This is a genomic window from Peribacillus asahii (genome assembly GCF_003570725.1).
Taxonomy (GTDB): Bacteria; Bacillota; Bacilli; order Bacillales; family DSM-1321; genus Peribacillus; species Peribacillus asahii.
This window is the reverse complement of record NZ_QWVS01000013.1, coordinates 353,290-371,130: the sequence shown is the minus strand read 5'-3', so window position 1 is coordinate 371,130 and position 17,841 is coordinate 353,290. Positions and strand designations below refer to the sequence as shown.

Below are 17,841 nucleotides of genomic sequence, written 5' to 3'. Positions count from 1 at the left end.
AGTGTAGAGTAGAGTAGAGTAATACGGAAAGGCGTTGTAGAGGACATACCTGCAACGTCTTTTTGTTAGTGGATGGAAAGGATAAGTGATTTGATGGACGGACTAAGGTGCCTTGAGCTTTTCTCATTCACATTCGCCATGAAATCGTTGTTTATGCTACAATGCATAAGTAAAGATTGAATTAGTTTGGGGGAAGTTTGATGCGGTATTACGTAATTGCCCTTTTTGTAATTGTGATGGATCAGCTGACAAAATGGATGATTGTGAAAAGAATGGAGTATGGTGAAAGCATTGAAGTAATTGAAAATCTTTTGTATATTACTTCACATCGGAATCGCGGGGCTGCATGGGGAATACTAGAAGGGCAGATGTGGTTCTTCTATGCAATTACAGTTGCGGTTATTATTGCTCTTGTTTATTACATACAGAAAATGGCGAAGCAAAGCGTCTTAATTGGTGTTTCATTAGCTTTTATGCTCGGTGGAGCCATTGGGAATTTTATCGACCGCGTATTTCGTCAAGAAGTGGTTGATTTTGTACATACGTATATTTTTACCTATAGCTTCCCAATCTTTAATATAGCGGATGCTGCGTTAACGATTGGAGTCGGACTACTCATTATTTATATGATATTAGAAGAAAAACTTGCTAAGGAGAAAACAAATGGATAAATTGCAATACAGCATAGATGAAACACTACAAGGAGTACGGATTGATAAAGCGTTGTCGACATTGAATCAAGAAGGATCACGCACGCAAATTCAGCAGTGGATTAAAGAGCAGCATGTACTCGTAAATGGGTCTGTTGTAAAAACTAATTATAAATGCAGTGCAGGAGATATCGTGGAAATTACGATTCCAGAACTGGAGGAGCTAGATGTCGTGGCTGAACCGATGGATCTAGATATCTATTATGAAGATGCGGATGTACTAGTCGTTAATAAGCCAAGAGGGATGGTCGTGCATCCAGCTCCTGGACATCATTCCGGTACACTTGTAAATGGCTTAATGGCTCATTGTACAGACTTGTCTGGTATTAATGGGGTGATGCGCCCTGGAATCGTTCATAGAATTGATAAAGATACATCCGGCTTACTTATGGTAGCTAAAAACGATGTAGCACATGAAAGCCTTGTTCAGCAATTAGTAGATAAAACGGTGACGCGTAAATATCAAGCGGTTGTTCACGGGGTTATTCCTCATGATTATGGAACAATTGACGCACCAATTGGTCGTGATAAAAAAGATCGCCAAAGCATGACCGTTACGGAGGAGAATTCGAAGCATGCGGTTACTCATTTCCGTGTAATTGAGCGTTTTAAAGCCCATACATTAGTAGAATGTCAGCTTGAAACAGGAAGAACGCATCAAATTCGTGTGCATATGAAGTATATTGGTTTTCCGCTTGCGGGTGATCCAAAATATGGTCCGAAGAAAACGTTGAAATTCAATGGACAAGTGCTTCATGCAGGGTTACTTGGATTTGTGCATCCTCGTACACAAGAATATTTAGAATTCGAGGCACCGCTTCCTCAAGATTTTGTTGAATTACTGGAGTATTTACGAAAAAGTAATTGACAATACTACGCAAACATTTTATTATAATAATAACTTAATGAACCTTTAACACAGTCCAGAGAGGCTGAGAAGGTAACGGAATGAGTAATAGGATAGAATTGCCTATTACGGATGTTACAAAATTCTCATGCCTTTTGAAGGTATGAGAATTTTTTTGTTAAAGTGTCCATCATATAAAATGGATGGGGGTGGCTAGCTTGAAGGAAAAGGCAATCGTCCTTGACGAACAAGCTATACGCAGAGCGCTAACGAGAATTGCTCACCAAATTATCGAGAAAAACAAAGGGATTGAACACTGTGTGTTAATAGGCATTCGCACACGTGGAATTTACTTGGCTAACCGCCTTGCTGAACGAATTCAGCAGATTGAAGGAAAAGCCATTCAAATTGGTGAAATCGATATTACGATGTATCGTGATGATTTGTCGAAGAAGACAACTGATGGTGAACCATTAGTAAAAGGTTCAGATATCAACGTGGATATTACGGATAAGACGGTGGTTTTAGTAGATGATGTATTATTTACGGGTCGCACAGTACGAGCGGCATTAGACGCCTTGGTTGATATTGGAAGACCTTCACAAATTCAACTTGCAGTTCTTGTTGATCGCGGTCATCGCGAATTGCCGATTCGCGCCGATTTCGTTGGGAAAAACGTACCAACATCTCACTCAGAGAAAATTTCTGTTACGTTAACAGAAATTGATGATATTGATCAAGTAAGTATACTAGAAAAATAAAATATTCCCTTTTAACAGGCAGTCCAGAGAGGCTGACAAAGGGGGTCGCAAACTTAGAATGTGTATTCGATGCATGCGATTGCACATTCTAGGTAACCCTCTTTGTAAATAAGCAAAGAGGGTTTTTTATGACATCAAAGATTGTTGCAGCATACTAGGAGGATTACATCATGAAAGAAACAAAAAGAGATGTCTTGTTAGATGTCGAGGATGTCCCGAAAGCAGGACAATGGATTACGTTAAGTTTACAACATTTGTTCGCGATGTTTGGATCAACGGTATTAGTACCGATTTTAGTCGGGCTCAGTCCAGCTGTTGCTTTAGTATCAAGTGGACTTGGAACATTAGCTTACTTATTGATTACTAAAGGGCAAGTTCCGGCTTATCTTGGTTCATCATTTGCTTTTATTACTCCGATTCTTGTCGCTAAAGCAACCGGAGGACCAGAAGCGGCAATGATTGGTTGTTTTGTAGCCGGTTTGGTATACGGATTTATTGCATTGATTATTAAAAATGTGGGTATTAAATGGTTAATGAATATATTACCTCCAGTTGTTGTCGGACCGGTTATTATGGTTATTGGTTTAAGCTTAGCTGGAACAGCAGTTAAAATGGCGATGTACGAGGATCCGAATGCTAAAACATTAGTTTATAGTACAACTCATATTACGATTGCTCTTATTACTGTGGCTACAATTATTTGTTGTAACGTATTTTTTAAAGGTTTTCTTAGCATTATCCCAGTTTTAATGGGGATTATTGTTGGATATATTTGCTCGGTTTTTGCGGGGATTGTAAACTTTGAAAAAATTAAAGAAGCAAAATGGTTCGATGTTCCGGATTTACTGATTCCATTCGCGACGTATACACCGAATTTTTCATGGTCTGTAATTCTAATTATGTTACCAGTTGTTATCGTAACGTTATCAGAACACATTGGGCATCAAATGGTACTAAGTAAAGTGGTCGGCAGAAATTTTCTTAAAAAACCAGGCTTACATCGTTCTATTTTAGGGGATGGTACTGGGATTGTGATTGGATCTTTAATCGGAGGACCGCCGCTTACATCTTACGGGGAAAACATTGGTGTATTAACGATGACACGAGCATTTAGCGTGTATGTGATAGGTGGGGCAGCCGTAACAGCAATCATCTTCGGATTTGTTGGAAAAGTGTCAGCAATGCTTAGCTCGATTCCTTCAGCTGTTATGGGTGGAGTTTCAATCCTGTTATTTGGAATTATCGCTTCAAGTGGATTAAGAATGTTAATCGATCATAAAGTAGATTTTGATCAAAAACGTAACCTAATGATTGCTTCTGTCGTACTTGTTTTAGGAATCGGGGGCGCCTTCATTAATTTACCAGGTAATGTTCAATTATCGGGTATGGCTTTATCGGCTATTGTTGGAGTGGTCCTTAACCTTGTATTACCAGGTCGTGAAAAAAATAATGGTGACATGTTTGAACAATAATGTAATACTATAATAAGACGTAATAGAATAACTAACCACCTTTTAAAAGAAGTCCAGAGAGGCTTAAAAGGGTGTTCGCAGTAAAGACAGTAGTAGATACTTTTTTCTACCACGTCTTTCTAGCCCACACCCTGTCCTTAACTGGCGGGGTGTTTTTTGTATAAAAACTACCTTGCCTCACAAAATTGTGGGAGGAGCAGGATCAATGAAAAGATTATTAACAATGAACGAGTTAACGATTTCTGAAATGGAGCATATTCTTGCAGAAGCCGAGCAGTTTGCCAACGGCGCAGTATGGAGACCACAGCAGCAAACGATGGTAGCTAATTTATTCTTTGAACCGAGCACACGTACAAAGTCAAGCTTTGAAATGGCTGAACGCAAACTAGGTTTAGAAGTGATTCCATTTGATGCAGGTGCTTCAAGCGTGCTGAAAGGGGAAACACTATATGATACAGCAAGAACATTCGAGTCTATCGGTGTTAAAGCTTTGGTGATTCGACATGAGCAAGATCATTATTTTGAGCAATTACTTGGGAAGCAGTTAAATATTCCAATTGTTAATGCAGGAGATGGCTGCGGACATCATCCCACTCAATCTTTGCTCGATTTATTAACCATTAAACAGGAATTTAATACATTCAAAGGATTGAAAATTGCGATAATTGGTGATATAACGCATAGTCGAGTGGCACGATCTAATGCGATTGCGCTTACACGTCTCGGAGCGAAGGTTGTTTTCTCAGGCCCACCAGAATGGTTTGATGAAAACAGCGGTCTTGGGGAGTATGAAGCGATTGATCAAGCGATTACGACAAGCGATGTAGTGATGCTGCTTAGAATTCAACACGAAAGACATGATTCAAGCGTAGAAACAAACGATTACTTAACGCAATATGGATTGACAAAAGAGCGCGAGCAAATGATGAAGCCGCACGCGATTATTATGCATCCAGCACCAATCAACCGAGGTGTAGAAATCGATAGTGAATTAGTAGAATGCAGCCGCTCAAGAATTTTTAAGCAAATGCAAAATGGTGTATTTGTAAGAATGGCCGTATTGAAAAATGTACTTGAACAATTCGAAGGGGGAACTTTACATGAAAACAGTCATCAAAAATGGAGTATTACTCAATAATAATGAATTCAAGCAAGTCGATATAGAAATAGAAGGTAAACGCATTACAAAAATCGGAGAAAACTTACCAACGGAAGGTTCGAAGGTTATTGATGCAAAAGGCTTGTTAGTTGCTCCAGGATTTGTTGATTTACATGTTCATTTACGTGAGCCGGGTGGCGAGCATAAAGAAACAATTGCTACAGGAACGTTAGCGGCAGCAAGAGGAGGCTTCACAACAATAGCAGCTATGCCGAATACGAAGCCAGTTCCGGATTCTGTTGAAACGCTAGAAGCATTAAATACAAAAATTGAAGAAACAGGACATGTGCGCGTACTACCGTATACAGCTATTACGGTTAATCAAGCAGGAGAAAAGCTTACAGATTTCGCAAGCTTAAAACTAAGCGGAGCATTTGCTTTCACAGATGATGGTGTAGGTGTACAAGAAGCAGGCATGATGCTTGAAGCGATGAAGCAGGCAGCAGCGCTTGATATGGCGGTCGTTGCACACTGTGAAGATAACAGCCTAATTAATGGCGGCTCTGTTCATGAAGGAAAGTTCTCCGCACAACAAGGCATTAACGGCATTCCATCTGTATGCGAAGCTGTACATATCGCCCGCGACGTGTTACTTGCTGAAGCAGCCGGATGTCATTACCATGTGTGTCACATTAGTACGAAAGAATCCGTACGTACAGTACGCGATGCGAAGCGTGCAGGCATTCGTGTGACAGCTGAAGTAACACCGCATCACTTATTATTATGTGAAGATGATATTCCAGGGCTAGATACAAATTATAAAATGAATCCTCCATTAAGAGGCGCTGACGATCAAGCAGCACTGATTGAAGGATTATTAGATGGAACAATCGATTTTATTGCAACGGATCATGCACCGCATACAGCAGAAGAAAAAGCACAAGGTATGCAAAAAGCACCGTTTGGAATCGTTGGTTTAGAAACAGCATTCCCGCTCCTTTATACACATCTTGTGAAAAAAGGCGTACTTACATTACAACAGCTTGTAGATTTCTTAACAGTCAAACCAGCTGAGAACTTTGCACTTCCATACGGGCAATTAAAAGAAGGTGCACTAGCAGATATTGTGTTACTCGATTTAGAAACAGAGCAAGAAATTAATGCAGAGGAATTTGCATCAAAAGGAAAAAATACACCATTTAACGGCATGAAATGTTTTGGATGGCCGGTATTAACAATAGCTGAAGGTAAGACAGCATGGCAAAAAGGAAGTGGACAGTGATGAAAAGACAACTTATTTTAGAAGATGGTACAGTGTTTATTGGTGAAGCATTCGGAAGTGATATTGATAAAGTTGGAGAAGTTGTATTTAATACAGGAATGACAGGGTATCAAGAAATTTTAACGGATCCTTCTTACTGTGGACAAATTGTCACATTAACATATCCGCTAATCGGAAATTATGGAATCAATCGTGATGACTTTGAGTCAGTTTCTCCAGCAGTTGCAGGTTTTGTTGTGAAAGAAGCAGCTGAATTCCCATCTAACTGGCGTAACCAATTATCATTAGATGAGTTTTTGAAAAATAAAAACATTCCAGGAATCAGCGGAATCGATACGCGAAAACTAACAAGAATTATCCGTCAACACGGTACGTTAAAAGGAGCAATTTGCAGCATTGAGAAAAATGCAGAAGAAATTATTTCGCAACTAAAAGCAACGGTATTACCTGCTGATCAAGTAAAACGTGTGTCAACAAAATCAGCTTACTTTAGCCCAGGTCGCGGACCGCGTGTTGTGCTTGTTGATTACGGCATGAAGCACGGAATTTTACGTGAATTAAATAACAGAAATTGCGATGTGGTTGTTGTACCTTATAATGTAACAGCTGAAGAAGTGTTAAGCTTCCATCCAGATGGCATTATGCTTTCTAACGGACCTGGAGATCCAAAAACGGTAACACAAACACTTGAGATGATTCAAACAGTTCAAAAAGAAGTGCCACTATTCGGAATTTGTTTAGGCCATCAATTGTTTGCTCTTGCGAATGGTGCAGATACGGAAAAATTAAAATTCGGTCATCGTGGATCGAATCACCCAGTTAAAGACTTACGTACAGGGAAAGTAAGCTTAACATCTCAAAATCATGGTTACACAGTGGATACAGAATCTGTTGTAAATACAGAGTTAGAAATTACACATGTTGCTTTAAATGATGGAACGGTTGAAGGGCTTCGTCATAAACAGTATCCTGCGTTTACCGTACAGTACCATCCAGAAGCATCACCAGGACCAGAAGATGCAAACTACTTATTCGATGAATTTATGCAGATGATTGAAGCATCTAAGAAAGTGGGGATTTAATATGCCGAAACGTAATGATATTAAAAGCATTTTAGTGATTGGATCTGGCCCGATTATCATTGGCCAGGCAGCGGAATTTGATTATGCAGGTACACAAGCGTGTATCGCTTTAAAAGAAGAAGGATACCGTGTTATCCTCATTAACTCGAACCCGGCAACGATTATGACAGACAGTGAAATCGCAGATGCTGTTTATATTGAACCAATTACACTTGAGTTTGTAAGCAAAATTATTCGTAAAGAACGTCCAGATGCTCTTCTTCCGACACTTGGCGGTCAAACAGGACTGAACATGGCGGTTGAACTAGCAAACGCAGGAATTCTAGAAGAATGCAACGTGCAAATTCTCGGCACAAAGCTTGATGCGATTGAGCAAGCAGAGGATCGTGACTTATTCCGTACATTAATGAATGATTTAGGTGAGCCTGTACCAGATAGTGACATTATCCACTCATTAGAAGAAGCGTATACGTTTGTTGAGCGCGTAGGCTATCCGGTTATTGTTCGACCAGCCTTTACACTAGGTGGAACTGGCGGCGGAATTTGTGAAAACGAAGAACAGTTAATTGAAATCGTAGAGGGCGGTTTGAAAAGCAGTCCTGTACACCAATGCTTACTTGAAAAAAGTATCGCAGGTTTTAAAGAAATTGAATACGAAGTAATGCGTGATACAAATGATAACGCAATTGTTGTGTGTAACATGGAAAACTTCGACCCAGTTGGCGTTCATACAGGGGATTCCATTGTCGCTGCACCAAGTCAAACGTTAAGTGACCGTGAGTATCAAATGCTTCGAAATACTTCTTTAAAAATTATTCGTGCTTTGAAAATTGAAGGTGGATGTAATGTTCAGTTAGCGCTTGATCCGAATAGCTATCAATATTATGTTATCGAAGTAAACCCTCGAGTAAGTCGCTCATCTGCACTTGCTTCAAAAGCAACAGGGTATCCAATTGCAAAATTGGCAGCCAAAATCGCAGTCGGCTTAACACTTGATGAAATGATGAATCCAGTTACCGGTAAAACGTATGCAAGTTTTGAACCGGCGCTTGACTATGTCGTGACAAAAATTCCACGCTGGCCATTTGATAAGTTTGAAAGTGCAAACCGTACGCTTGGTACGCAAATGAAGGCAACGGGAGAAGTTATGGCGATTGGCCGTACATTTGAAGAATCGATTTTAAAAGCGGTTCGTTCACTTGAAGCAGGTCTATATCACTTAGGACTAAACGGAGAAGAGCTAGAAGACGGTTTAATCGAAAAACGAATTCGTATTGCAGGAGATGAGCGTCTATTCTATATCGGTGAAGCACTTCGCCGTGGCGTAACGATTGAAACGATTCATGACTGGAGCCAAATTGATTTATTCTTCCTTCATAAGCTGAACAAAATTATCAACTTCGAACAACAAGTGAAAGAAGATCCATTTAATCCAGACGTATTAAGAAAAGCAAAAGAGCTTGGTTTTTCTGATAAAACGATTGCTCAATTAGCAGATGTGACAGAGTTACATGTATATGAAACAAGAAAACAATTAGGCATTGTTCCTGTCTATAAAATGGTTGATACATGTGCAGCGGAATTCGAATCAGAAACTCCTTACTTCTATGGCACATATGAAGATGAAAATGAATCAATTGTCACAGATAAGAAAAGCGTTGTTGTTCTAGGATCAGGTCCAATCCGTATCGGTCAAGGTGTTGAGTTTGACTATGCTACGGTTCATTCCGTATGGGCAATTAAAGAAGCTGGTTATGAAGCGATTATTATTAATAACAATCCAGAGACGGTATCAACAGACTTCAGTATTTCAGATAAACTGTACTTTGAACCGCTAACAATTGAAGATGTAATGCATGTCATTGACCTTGAGCAACCAGAAGGTGTTGTCGTTCAATTCGGTGGACAAACAGCGATTAACTTAGCAGATCAATTAGTGGAACGAGGCGTGAAAATTCTCGGTACATCATTAGAGGATATCGATCGGGCGGAAAACCGTGACAAGTTTGAACAGGCTCTGCACGAACTTAATATTCCGCAACCAAAAGGAAAAACGGCAACATCTGTAGAAGAAGCGGTTGTGATTGCAAAAGAAATTGGCTATCCAGTATTAGTTCGTCCTTCTTACGTATTAGGTGGTCGTGCGATGGAAATCGTTTACTACGAGGAAGAACTTTTACACTATATGAAAAATGCAGTAAAAGTGAATCCAGAACATCCAGTTCTTATTGACCGTTACTTAACAGGAAAAGAAATTGAAGTAGATGCGATTAGCGATGGTAAAACAGTCGTTATTCCAGGGATTATGGAGCATATTGAACGTGCAGGCGTTCACTCTGGGGATTCCATTGCTGTCTACCCAACACAAAGCTTAACGGCTCAGCAAAAAGAAACGATTATTGACTATACAACACGTTTAGCCAAAGGCTTAAACATCATCGGTTTGCTAAACATTCAATATGTTATTAGCGAAGGTGAAGTATACGTAATCGAAGTAAATCCACGTTCAAGCCGTACGGTACCATTCTTAAGTAAAATTACGAATGTCCCAATGGCAAACTTAGCGACAAAAGTGATTTTAGGCCACTCATTAGAAAGCTTTGGTTATGAAAGCGGCTTAGTACCTGAAAAAGAGGGCGTATATGTAAAAGTTCCAGTCTTCTCTTTCGCGAAATTAAGAAGAGTAGATATTACGCTCGGACCAGAAATGAAGTCAACCGGTGAAGTAATGGGGAAAGATCGTACACTTGAAAAAGCATTATACAAAGGCCTTGTTGCTTCTGGGATAAAAATTCAAGGTCACGGTTCCGTACTTTTAACAGTTTCTAATAAAGACAAAGAAGAAGCGCTGCAATTAGCGCGACGCTTCCACAATATTGGCTTCAAATTAATTGCAACAAGCGGAACAGCAGCATCGATTGCAGAAGCTGGTATTCCGGTTACAACGGTTGGTAAAATTGGTGAAGAAGGTAAAAATTTACTTGATGTAATCCGTAATGGAGAAGCTCAATTTGTCATCAACACGTTAACAAAAGGAAAACAACCAGAACGAGATGGCTTTAAAATTCGCCGTGAATCCGTTGAAAATGGTGTAGCTTGCTTAACGTCACTTGATACGGCAGAAGCAATATTGCGAGTGATTGAATCGATGACATTCTCTGCAGAAGCGATGGAGAAATCAGAAAAAAGTCGTGAGGTGAGCTTTTCATGATCGTAAAGGAAACGATGAAGGTCTTGTCACATAAAGAATTGGCGCCCGCCATCTTTGAGTTGACTTTACAAGGGCAATTAGTCGAAGAAATGAAACAACCTGGTCAATTTGTCCATGTAAAAACGAGCGATGGTCTGGATCCGTTATTAAGACGCCCGATCTCCATCTGTTCCTTTAATCAACATGAACAATCCTTTACGATGATTTATCGTGCAGGAGGGAAAGGTACGAAGCTGCTTTCACGTAAAACAGAAACTGAAACAGTGGATGTACTTGGACCATTAGGAAATGGTTTCCCGGTTGATGCAGTAGAAAGCGGTGAGACAGCGCTGTTAGTAGGTGGAGGAATTGGTGTTCCTCCTCTCTATCAGCTGTCGCAAATGCTTGTAGCTAAAGGTGTTCAAGTGATTCATGTGCTTGGCTTTGAAACAAAATCCGCCGTGTTTTATGAGCGTGAGTTTGCCGCTTTAGGGGAAACGTATATTGCTACAGTTGATGGATCACATGGTACAAAAGGGTTTGTAACGGATGTGATGAAAGATTTAGCTGATTCCTATAAAGCGATTTACTCTTGCGGTCCAACACCGATGTTAAAAGCGTTAGAAGCGGGATATTCGGACAAGCCCCTCTATCTGTCATTAGAAGAAAGAATGGGCTGCGGAGTCGGTGCTTGCTTTGCTTGTGTTTGTCACAGTGGGGAAGGATCTTCTTATAAAAAAATATGTAGTGACGGACCGGTTTTCCGTGCTGGAGAGGTGATACTGTGAGCAAACTGTCAATTGAATTACCAGGTCTTTCATTAAAAAATCCAATTATACCAGCATCAGGCTGCTTCGGTTTTGGCCGTGAATACAGCCAATTTTATGATTTAAGTAAGCTTGGTGCGATCATGATTAAGGCAACAACACCTGAGCCAAGATTCGGTAATCCAACGCCGCGGGTTGCGGAAACAGACGCTGGGATGTTAAATGCAATCGGTTTACAAAATCCTGGTCTGAAAAAAGTCATTTCAGAGGAATTAACATGGCTAAGTAACCATGATGTGCCGATTATTGCGAATATTGCTGGTTCACAGATAGAAGATTATGTGAAAGTAGCGCGTGAAATTAGTCAAGCATCTAATGTACATGCACTTGAATTAAATATTTCCTGCCCGAACGTAAAAGAAGGCGGGATTACCTTCGGAACGGATCCAGAAGTAGCAAAAAAAGTAACAAAAGCGGTGAAAGACGTTTCAAGCGTTCCCGTGTACGTGAAGCTATCTCCAAATGTAACGAATATCGTTGAAATGGCGAAAGCAGTTGAGGCGGGCGGTGCTGATGGTTTAACGATGATTAATACATTAGTCGGCATGCGTCTACACTTAAAAACAGGCAAACCGATTATTGCGAATAGAACAGGCGGTTTATCAGGCCCGGCGATTAAACCAGTTGCCCTTCGTATGATCTATGAAGTAAGTCAGCAAACCTCTCTACCGATTATCGGTATGGGCGGTATTACGAATGCTGAAGATGTAATTGAGTTTTTCTATGCGGGAGCAAGTGCAGTCGCAGTTGGTACAGCAAACTTTGTTGATCCATTTGTTTGTCCAACGATTATCGATGAGCTTCCAGCGCTCCTTGATGAGCTTGGCTTTGATCATATTTCACAATGTACGGGAAGGAGCTGGAAATAAGATGAATAACTCGTTGATTATTGCGCTTGACTTTCCTAATTTAGAAGAAACGAAAAAGTTTTTACAGCCTTTCGGTTCTGAAAAGTTGTTCGTGAAAGTCGGTATGGAGCTTTTTTATCAAAATGGTCCAGCGATGGTTTCATATTTAAAAGAGCAAGGACATGATGTGTTTCTTGACTTGAAGCTTCATGATATTCCGAATACAGTGAAAATGGCGATGAAAGGTCTTGCTAGTTTAGGAGCGGACTTAGTCAATGTTCATGCCGCTGGTGGCCAAAAAATGATGGAAGCAGCACTAGAAGGTTTAGATGCTGGGACTACAGGCGGTCAAAAACGACCGCTATGTATTGCGGTTACGCAATTAACAAGTACAACAGAAGAGCAGATGAATAGAGAACAGAATATCCTTGGTTCACTTGAGGATGCTGTCCTGCATTATGCGTCTCTTACAAATGCAGCAGGATTGGATGGTGTGGTTTGTTCCACTCATGAAGTGAAGCGAATCCATGAAACGATTGGTTCGCAATTTTTAACGGTAACGCCTGGTATCCGTAATGCAACAGGAGCAACGCACGATCAAGCGCGCGTTGCGACACCAGCACTAGCAAGAGAGCTTGGTTCAGATTTTATTGTGGTAGGACGAGCAATTACGAAAGCTGATGATCCATTACAATCTTATTTATCGATGAAGAACGCTTGGGAGGGAATTTCATGTTAAAACAAACTATTGCACAACATCTATTAGAAATTAAAGCGGTGTACTTACAGCCGAATGATCCTTTCACATGGTCTTCAGGAATGAAAGCACCAATCTATTGCGACAATCGCTTAACGCTTTCTTATCCAACTATTCGTCAAGATATCGCTCGCGGGTTGCAGCAATTAATTGAAGAGCATTTCCCTGGTACGGAATTAGTTGCCGGAACAGCAACAGCAGGAATTGCCCATGCAGCATGGGTAAGTGATTTAATGAACCTCCCAATGTGCTACGTTCGTTCGAAAGCAAAAGAGCATGGCAAAGGGAATCAAATTGAAGGCAGCGCGAAGCCAGGTCAAAAAGTCGTTGTTGTAGAAGATCTTATTTCGACAGGCGGCAGTGCGATTACAGCTGCACAAGCACTTCGCGAAGCTGGTTGTGATGTACTTGGTATCGTTTCGATCTTTACATATGAGCTCGAAAAAGGAAAAGAAAAACTAGCAGCTGAAGGGTTAGCTTCTCATTCGATTAGCGATTATTCAACACTTGTACAAGTAGCAAAAGAACAAGGCTATATTAACGAAGGCGAACTGCAAAAGCTAACGAAATGGCGCGAAAATCCAGAAGATCCTTCTTGGATTGATGCTTAAAAGAAAAAGAATGTCCTACCGTATGAAACGGTAGGGCATTTTTTGTTATTTTGGTTCTGTTAAAAATCGTATACATCAACAATATTCGTTAATCTGATTAGATCTTAACGAAACTTTTAATCAAATGAAATGCTAGCCTAACGTAAGAGAAAGAGAAGTAGTGTTATAATAACGTAAGCGAATTGGTCTTACAAACAATTAGGGATTTTGTAATAGGGGTTAAGGGGGGCTTGATATGAAACGAATAGCGGTCATTGATATAGGCTCAAATTCCTTTCATATGATTATTTGTGAAGTGAGCGAAAACGATTTTAATCCAATTAAAATCGTCAATGATAATGATTATAAAGCGTACGTTCGTTTAGGGGCTAACTTGCAACAAGGTGATTGCATAAAGTTAGAAAAAATCCAGGAAATTATGACGGTTTTAACTAGATTTCAGCATGTAGCAATGAGCAACAAAGTGAGCAAAATCTTTTGCGTAGCAACGGAGGCTTTACGTCGTGCGGCTAATGGACAGGAAATCATTCAACGGATAAAAGAACAGATCGGAATAGAAGTTGAGTTGATTTCCGGACAACAAGAAGCGTATCTAGGATACTACAGCCTTGTTAATGGTTTTGCACTCGACAATTATTTAATGGTTGATATTGGCGGGAGCAGTACAGAGCTTGTGTATGTTAGTAATCGGGAGATGAAACAATCGATTAGCTTACCAGTTGGTTCATTAAATATTTGTGATCGATTCCAATCTACGAATATGATTGATAATCAGCTCCTCGTAAAAATGACGCAATCTTTTACTACACTATTAGACAGCGTTGAATGGTTAAAAGATTTAGAAATTGATGCAATCATTGGTGTTGGCGGAACGATGCGGACTATTGGAAAGTATGACCGGGCTAGGAAGCGTTATCCGTTGTCGATTCAGCATAATTATTCGCTAACCTTCGAACGGGTTCAAGCTATTTTTGAAGAGCTGCGAATGTTAACAGAGCAGGAACGTTTAGATGCCGAGGGGCTCCCTAAGAAACGAGCAGCCATCTTTCCGAGTGCTTTATTATTTGTTATAACGATTATGAATTATGTACAGAATAAACAACTTATTTTAAGTAAGCATGGGTTAAGAGAAGGGGTTGTATGGGATTATCTATTAAAGGGAGCTGTATGTGAGAATATACTAGAGCGTGATATTGAACAGCTTCTGAATGAGCATGCTCTTTCCGGGCGTTATCAGCAACGTTTCGCGGAGGTGTTTACTGCATGTCAGTCGATGTTAACTACGGAAGAGGTTGATGTGATAAAGCTTGCGACGTTCTTTAATTTGAAAAAACAGTACTCTGATGGAAAGCAGACTAAGAAATTTTTGAAATACTTATTCTCACGCGGCGTATTTGGAGTGACTCATCAGCAAATGATGATGGCGCTGTTAATTGCTGATTATAACGTGGATGATAAGTATAAAAGGATTTTGACTGATAGTGACCATGCCTTTGTTTTGCGCATGAAGTCATTGAATTTGTTTAGAGAATAAAAGAATGTATAGGCTGTTTACAACGTTTGAGTGAGAAAGAGCGTTGTAAACAGCCTATTTCTGTTAAAATATTGATGTACATTAATTAGAGAAATTCGTTATAGATAAAGGAGAGGGCACATCTTGATTACTGTAGAAAATGTTTCATTTCGACGTAATAATAAGCATATTTTACATGATGTATCGTGGTCTGTACAACAAGGAGAGTATTGGTGTCTATTAGGGCTAAATGGTTCTGGGAAAACAACGCTTTTAAATATAATCAATGGCTATATTTGGCCGACAGAGGGGAAAGTTCATGTATTAGGACATACATTTGGTCAAACGAATTTACCTGAGCTGCGTAAAGAAATTGGCTGGGTGAGTTCATCACTGCAACAGCGCTTTCGAGAGTATGATACGGTGTTTCAGATTATCTTAAGCGGAAAATTTGCTTCAATTGGCTTATACGATAAAGTAGATGAACGTGATATTGAGCGTGCAAAAGAATTAATGAAGTTATTACAATGTGAACATTTACAGGATCAAGCTTATGGCGTTTTATCGCAAGGAGAGCGCCAACGAGTGCTTATTGCAAGAGCGCTTATGCCGTCGCCTAAGCTTCTTATTTTAGATGAACCATGCACAGGACTAGATTTACTAGCAAGAGAACAGTTGCTTCAGTTTATCGAAAAGGTTGCCACTGAGCCAAACGGTCCGACACTTATTTACGTGACGCATCATGTTGAAGAAATTTTACCGTGCTTTACACATACTCTTTTGATGCGTGAGGGGAAAGTATTTGCTTCTGGACGAACGAATGAACAGTTAACAGAATCTATGCTTTCAGATTTTTTTAAGCAGCCGATTGCCATTCAACATGAGCAAGATCGAACGTGGATTGCACTTAAATAATTGGTTCTGTTAAATAACGTTCGTATAAATTAACAATATTTATGAGCATAACCAAATAATTAAATATAGTGAATTGGACATGATTATTCCATTTCAAAGAAAAGAGGCTGTGTTGGCAGCCTCTTACGTTGCTATTCATTATTTTTTAATTGAATGACGATTTCCTCGTCTGGTGTAACGAACAGGGTTTGCTGCTGTTCATAAATGACGAAGCCGGGTTTTGCGCCGCTTGGTTTTTTTACATGACGTACCTTTGTATAATCAACTGGGACAGAGCTTGATTGCCGGGCTTTACTATAGTAAGCGGCTAAAATAGCAGCTTCTTTAATCGTTTGTTCGCTCGGTACTTCGTTGCGAATGACAACATGTGAACCAGGAATATCTTTCGTATGAAGCCATATTTCATCACGACGAGCAAATTTATTTGTTAAGTAATCGTTTTGTTTATTGTTTTTTCCAACGAAAATAATATCTCCGTTTGTAGAGTGGTATGTTTCAAGCTGCGGTTTGGCATTGGCAGGTTTTTTCATGCCTTTTTTTTGCTTTTGGCGTAAGTAGCCTTCTTCTTGCAACTCTTCACGAATTTCTTCTACATCCTTTGGTGATGCGGATTGTAGCTGCTGCTGCAACGTTTCAAAGTAGTGTAATTCCTCTTTTGTTTTTTCAATTTGTTCTTGAACAATAGCGACTGCATTTTTCGCTTTTTGATATTTAGCGAAATAATGCTGAGCGTTTTCTGTCGGTGTTTTTTGTGGATTAAGTGGAATAACGACGGTCCCTTCATTTTCATCATAATAATTGACGACTTCAATCTCCGTTAGTCCCTTTGTCATTTGATATAAGTTCACGGTCAATAATTCGCCATATAGTTGATATTGCTCACTGCGTTCGGTTTCTTGTAATGTTCGTTCAAGCTTTCCAATTTTTTTTCGGTTTTTTTCCACTTCGTTTGTGATGAATCGTTCAAGGTCATGTCCTTGCTGCTTAACACGATCACGCTCAGCCTTACCAAAATAAAAGCGATCCAGCATTTGGCTAAGCGACGAGAAAGATTTAGCCTCGCCAGAAAGATGATGTAAAGGAAGCATATAAAACACGTCTTTTTTTCCATCTGATATCATAGTAGGTATGTAATCTTGCTTAGAAAGAGTATGGATTAATGCAAGAAAAGCCCCCGGCAATGTGTCTGAATTAGCAAGTCCAGCGAGATGAACGGCTTCTTTAGCGAATAAAGGGGAGATTCCGGCGAATTGTTGTACAAGCTGACGATCTAATTTGCCCGCATTGAAATCTAGTTGTTTTACGATATCTTCTGTAGAAGCAGTAAATGGGTTTTGTTTGTGCTGTGCAGGAGGGAGCTTGTACTCTTGCCCTGGCAAAATGGAACGGTGACTATTCACTGCATAAGATACATGTTTAATACTGTCGAGAATCATATTTCGTTCTTGATCGACTAAAATAATGTTGCTGTGACGACCCATAATCTCAATAATTAATTGTTTTTGAGATAAATCGCCGAGTTCGTTACGTCCTTTTACATCCAGAATAATCATTCGGTCTAATTCATGTTGACGAATATCCTCAATCGTAAATCCTTCAAGATGCTTTCTGAGCAGCATGCAAAACATTGGCGGCTCTTTTGGATTCTCATAATCTTCTTCTGTTATTTGAACTCTTGCATAGCTTGGATGAGCAGAGAGTAATAATTTAAAATTTTTCTTGCCTGCCCGAACAACCAAAATTAATTCGTTTTTATAAGGCTGATGCACTTTGTTAATACGGCCGCCTTTTAGTAAAGAAGCGATTTCTTCTGTCATCGCCTTTGTAAATAATCCGTCAAATGACATATATTCTACATCCTTTTTCAAATATTGAGTGAAGTAACGACTATATGGTAAGCAATCGAGACTGGTACCACTTTTCATAA

Annotated in this window: 15 protein-coding genes; 14 read left to right on the top strand and 1 reads right to left on the bottom strand. The window is 39.8% G+C overall.

The window, feature by feature from the left end; translation table 11 throughout:
- Nucleotides 1-200: 200 nt before the first annotated feature.
- From lspA to D1953_RS07950, 14 genes are all read left to right on the top strand, one after another.
- The gene (gene lspA, locus D1953_RS08015) at nt 201-671 is read left to right on the top strand and encodes a signal peptidase II (RefSeq protein WP_119116636.1); all 471 of its coding nucleotides are present in this window, start codon (nt 201-203) and stop codon (nt 669-671) included.
- A complete protein-coding gene (locus D1953_RS08010) occupies nt 664-1,578 on the top strand; it encodes an RluA family pseudouridine synthase (RefSeq protein ID WP_119116635.1) in 915 nt (304 codons plus the stop codon). Before lspA ends, D1953_RS08010 begins: the two co-directional genes overlap by 8 nt.
- A 182-nt stretch (nt 1,579-1,760) precedes the next feature.
- Nucleotides 1,761-2,318, top strand: a complete 558-nt coding sequence (gene pyrR, locus D1953_RS08005; RefSeq protein ID WP_119116634.1) for a bifunctional pyr operon transcriptional regulator/uracil phosphoribosyltransferase PyrR — start codon at nt 1,761-1,763, stop codon at nt 2,316-2,318.
- Nucleotides 2,319-2,488: 170 nt separating this feature from the next.
- Nucleotides 2,489-3,790: a uracil-xanthine permease family protein gene (locus D1953_RS08000; RefSeq protein ID WP_119116633.1), complete on the top strand. Its 1,302-nt coding sequence runs from the start codon at nt 2,489-2,491 to the stop codon at nt 3,788-3,790.
- Between the two features lie 205 nt (nt 3,791-3,995).
- Nucleotides 3,996-4,928, top strand: coding sequence for an aspartate carbamoyltransferase catalytic subunit (locus D1953_RS07995; protein WP_119116632.1), 933 nt, complete (start codon nt 3,996-3,998; stop codon nt 4,926-4,928).
- The gene (locus D1953_RS07990; RefSeq protein WP_119116631.1) at nt 4,891-6,171 is read left to right on the top strand and encodes a dihydroorotase; all 1,281 of its coding nucleotides are present in this window, start codon (nt 4,891-4,893) and stop codon (nt 6,169-6,171) included. The genes D1953_RS07995 and D1953_RS07990 overlap by 38 nt, the downstream gene beginning before the upstream one ends.
- A complete protein-coding gene (locus D1953_RS07985) occupies nt 6,171-7,253 on the top strand; it encodes a carbamoyl phosphate synthase small subunit (RefSeq protein ID WP_119116630.1) in 1,083 nt (360 codons plus the stop codon). Before D1953_RS07990 ends, D1953_RS07985 begins: the two co-directional genes overlap by 1 nt.
- A 1-nt stretch (nt 7,254) precedes the next feature.
- Entirely contained in the window at nt 7,255-10,464 is a 3,210-nt protein-coding gene (gene carB, locus D1953_RS07980) for a carbamoyl-phosphate synthase large subunit (protein WP_119116629.1), read from the top strand.
- Nucleotides 10,461-11,231, top strand: a complete 771-nt coding sequence (locus D1953_RS07975; RefSeq protein ID WP_119116628.1) for a dihydroorotate dehydrogenase electron transfer subunit — start codon at nt 10,461-10,463, stop codon at nt 11,229-11,231. Before carB ends, D1953_RS07975 begins: the two co-directional genes overlap by 4 nt.
- Before the next feature lie 5 nt (nt 11,232-11,236).
- Nucleotides 11,237-12,139: a dihydroorotate dehydrogenase gene (locus D1953_RS07970; protein ID WP_425454259.1), complete on the top strand. Its 903-nt coding sequence runs from the start codon at nt 11,237-11,239 to the stop codon at nt 12,137-12,139.
- A gap of 1 nt (nt 12,140) precedes the next feature.
- The gene (gene pyrF, locus D1953_RS07965; protein WP_119116626.1) at nt 12,141-12,857 is read left to right on the top strand and encodes an orotidine-5'-phosphate decarboxylase; all 717 of its coding nucleotides are present in this window, start codon (nt 12,141-12,143) and stop codon (nt 12,855-12,857) included.
- Complete coding sequence (pyrE, locus tag D1953_RS07960; RefSeq protein WP_119116625.1) at nt 12,851-13,486, top strand: orotate phosphoribosyltransferase; 636 nt, start codon at nt 12,851-12,853, stop codon at nt 13,484-13,486. Before pyrF ends, pyrE begins: the two co-directional genes overlap by 7 nt.
- Nucleotides 13,487-13,721: 235 nt before the next feature.
- The gene (locus D1953_RS07955; RefSeq protein ID WP_119116624.1) at nt 13,722-15,020 is read left to right on the top strand and encodes a Ppx/GppA family phosphatase; all 1,299 of its coding nucleotides are present in this window, start codon (nt 13,722-13,724) and stop codon (nt 15,018-15,020) included.
- A gap of 123 nt (nt 15,021-15,143) precedes the next feature.
- Complete coding sequence (locus tag D1953_RS07950) at nt 15,144-15,914, top strand: ABC transporter ATP-binding protein (RefSeq protein ID WP_119116623.1); 771 nt, start codon at nt 15,144-15,146, stop codon at nt 15,912-15,914.
- A 131-nt stretch (nt 15,915-16,045) separates the two neighbouring features.
- Here the strand turns inward: D1953_RS07950 and D1953_RS07945 are convergent, their stop codons facing one another.
- Nucleotides 16,046-17,761: an Rqc2 family fibronectin-binding protein gene (locus tag D1953_RS07945; protein WP_119116622.1), complete on the bottom strand. Its 1,716-nt coding sequence runs from the start codon at nt 17,759-17,761 to the stop codon at nt 16,046-16,048.
- Nucleotides 17,762-17,841 lie beyond the last annotated feature (80 nt).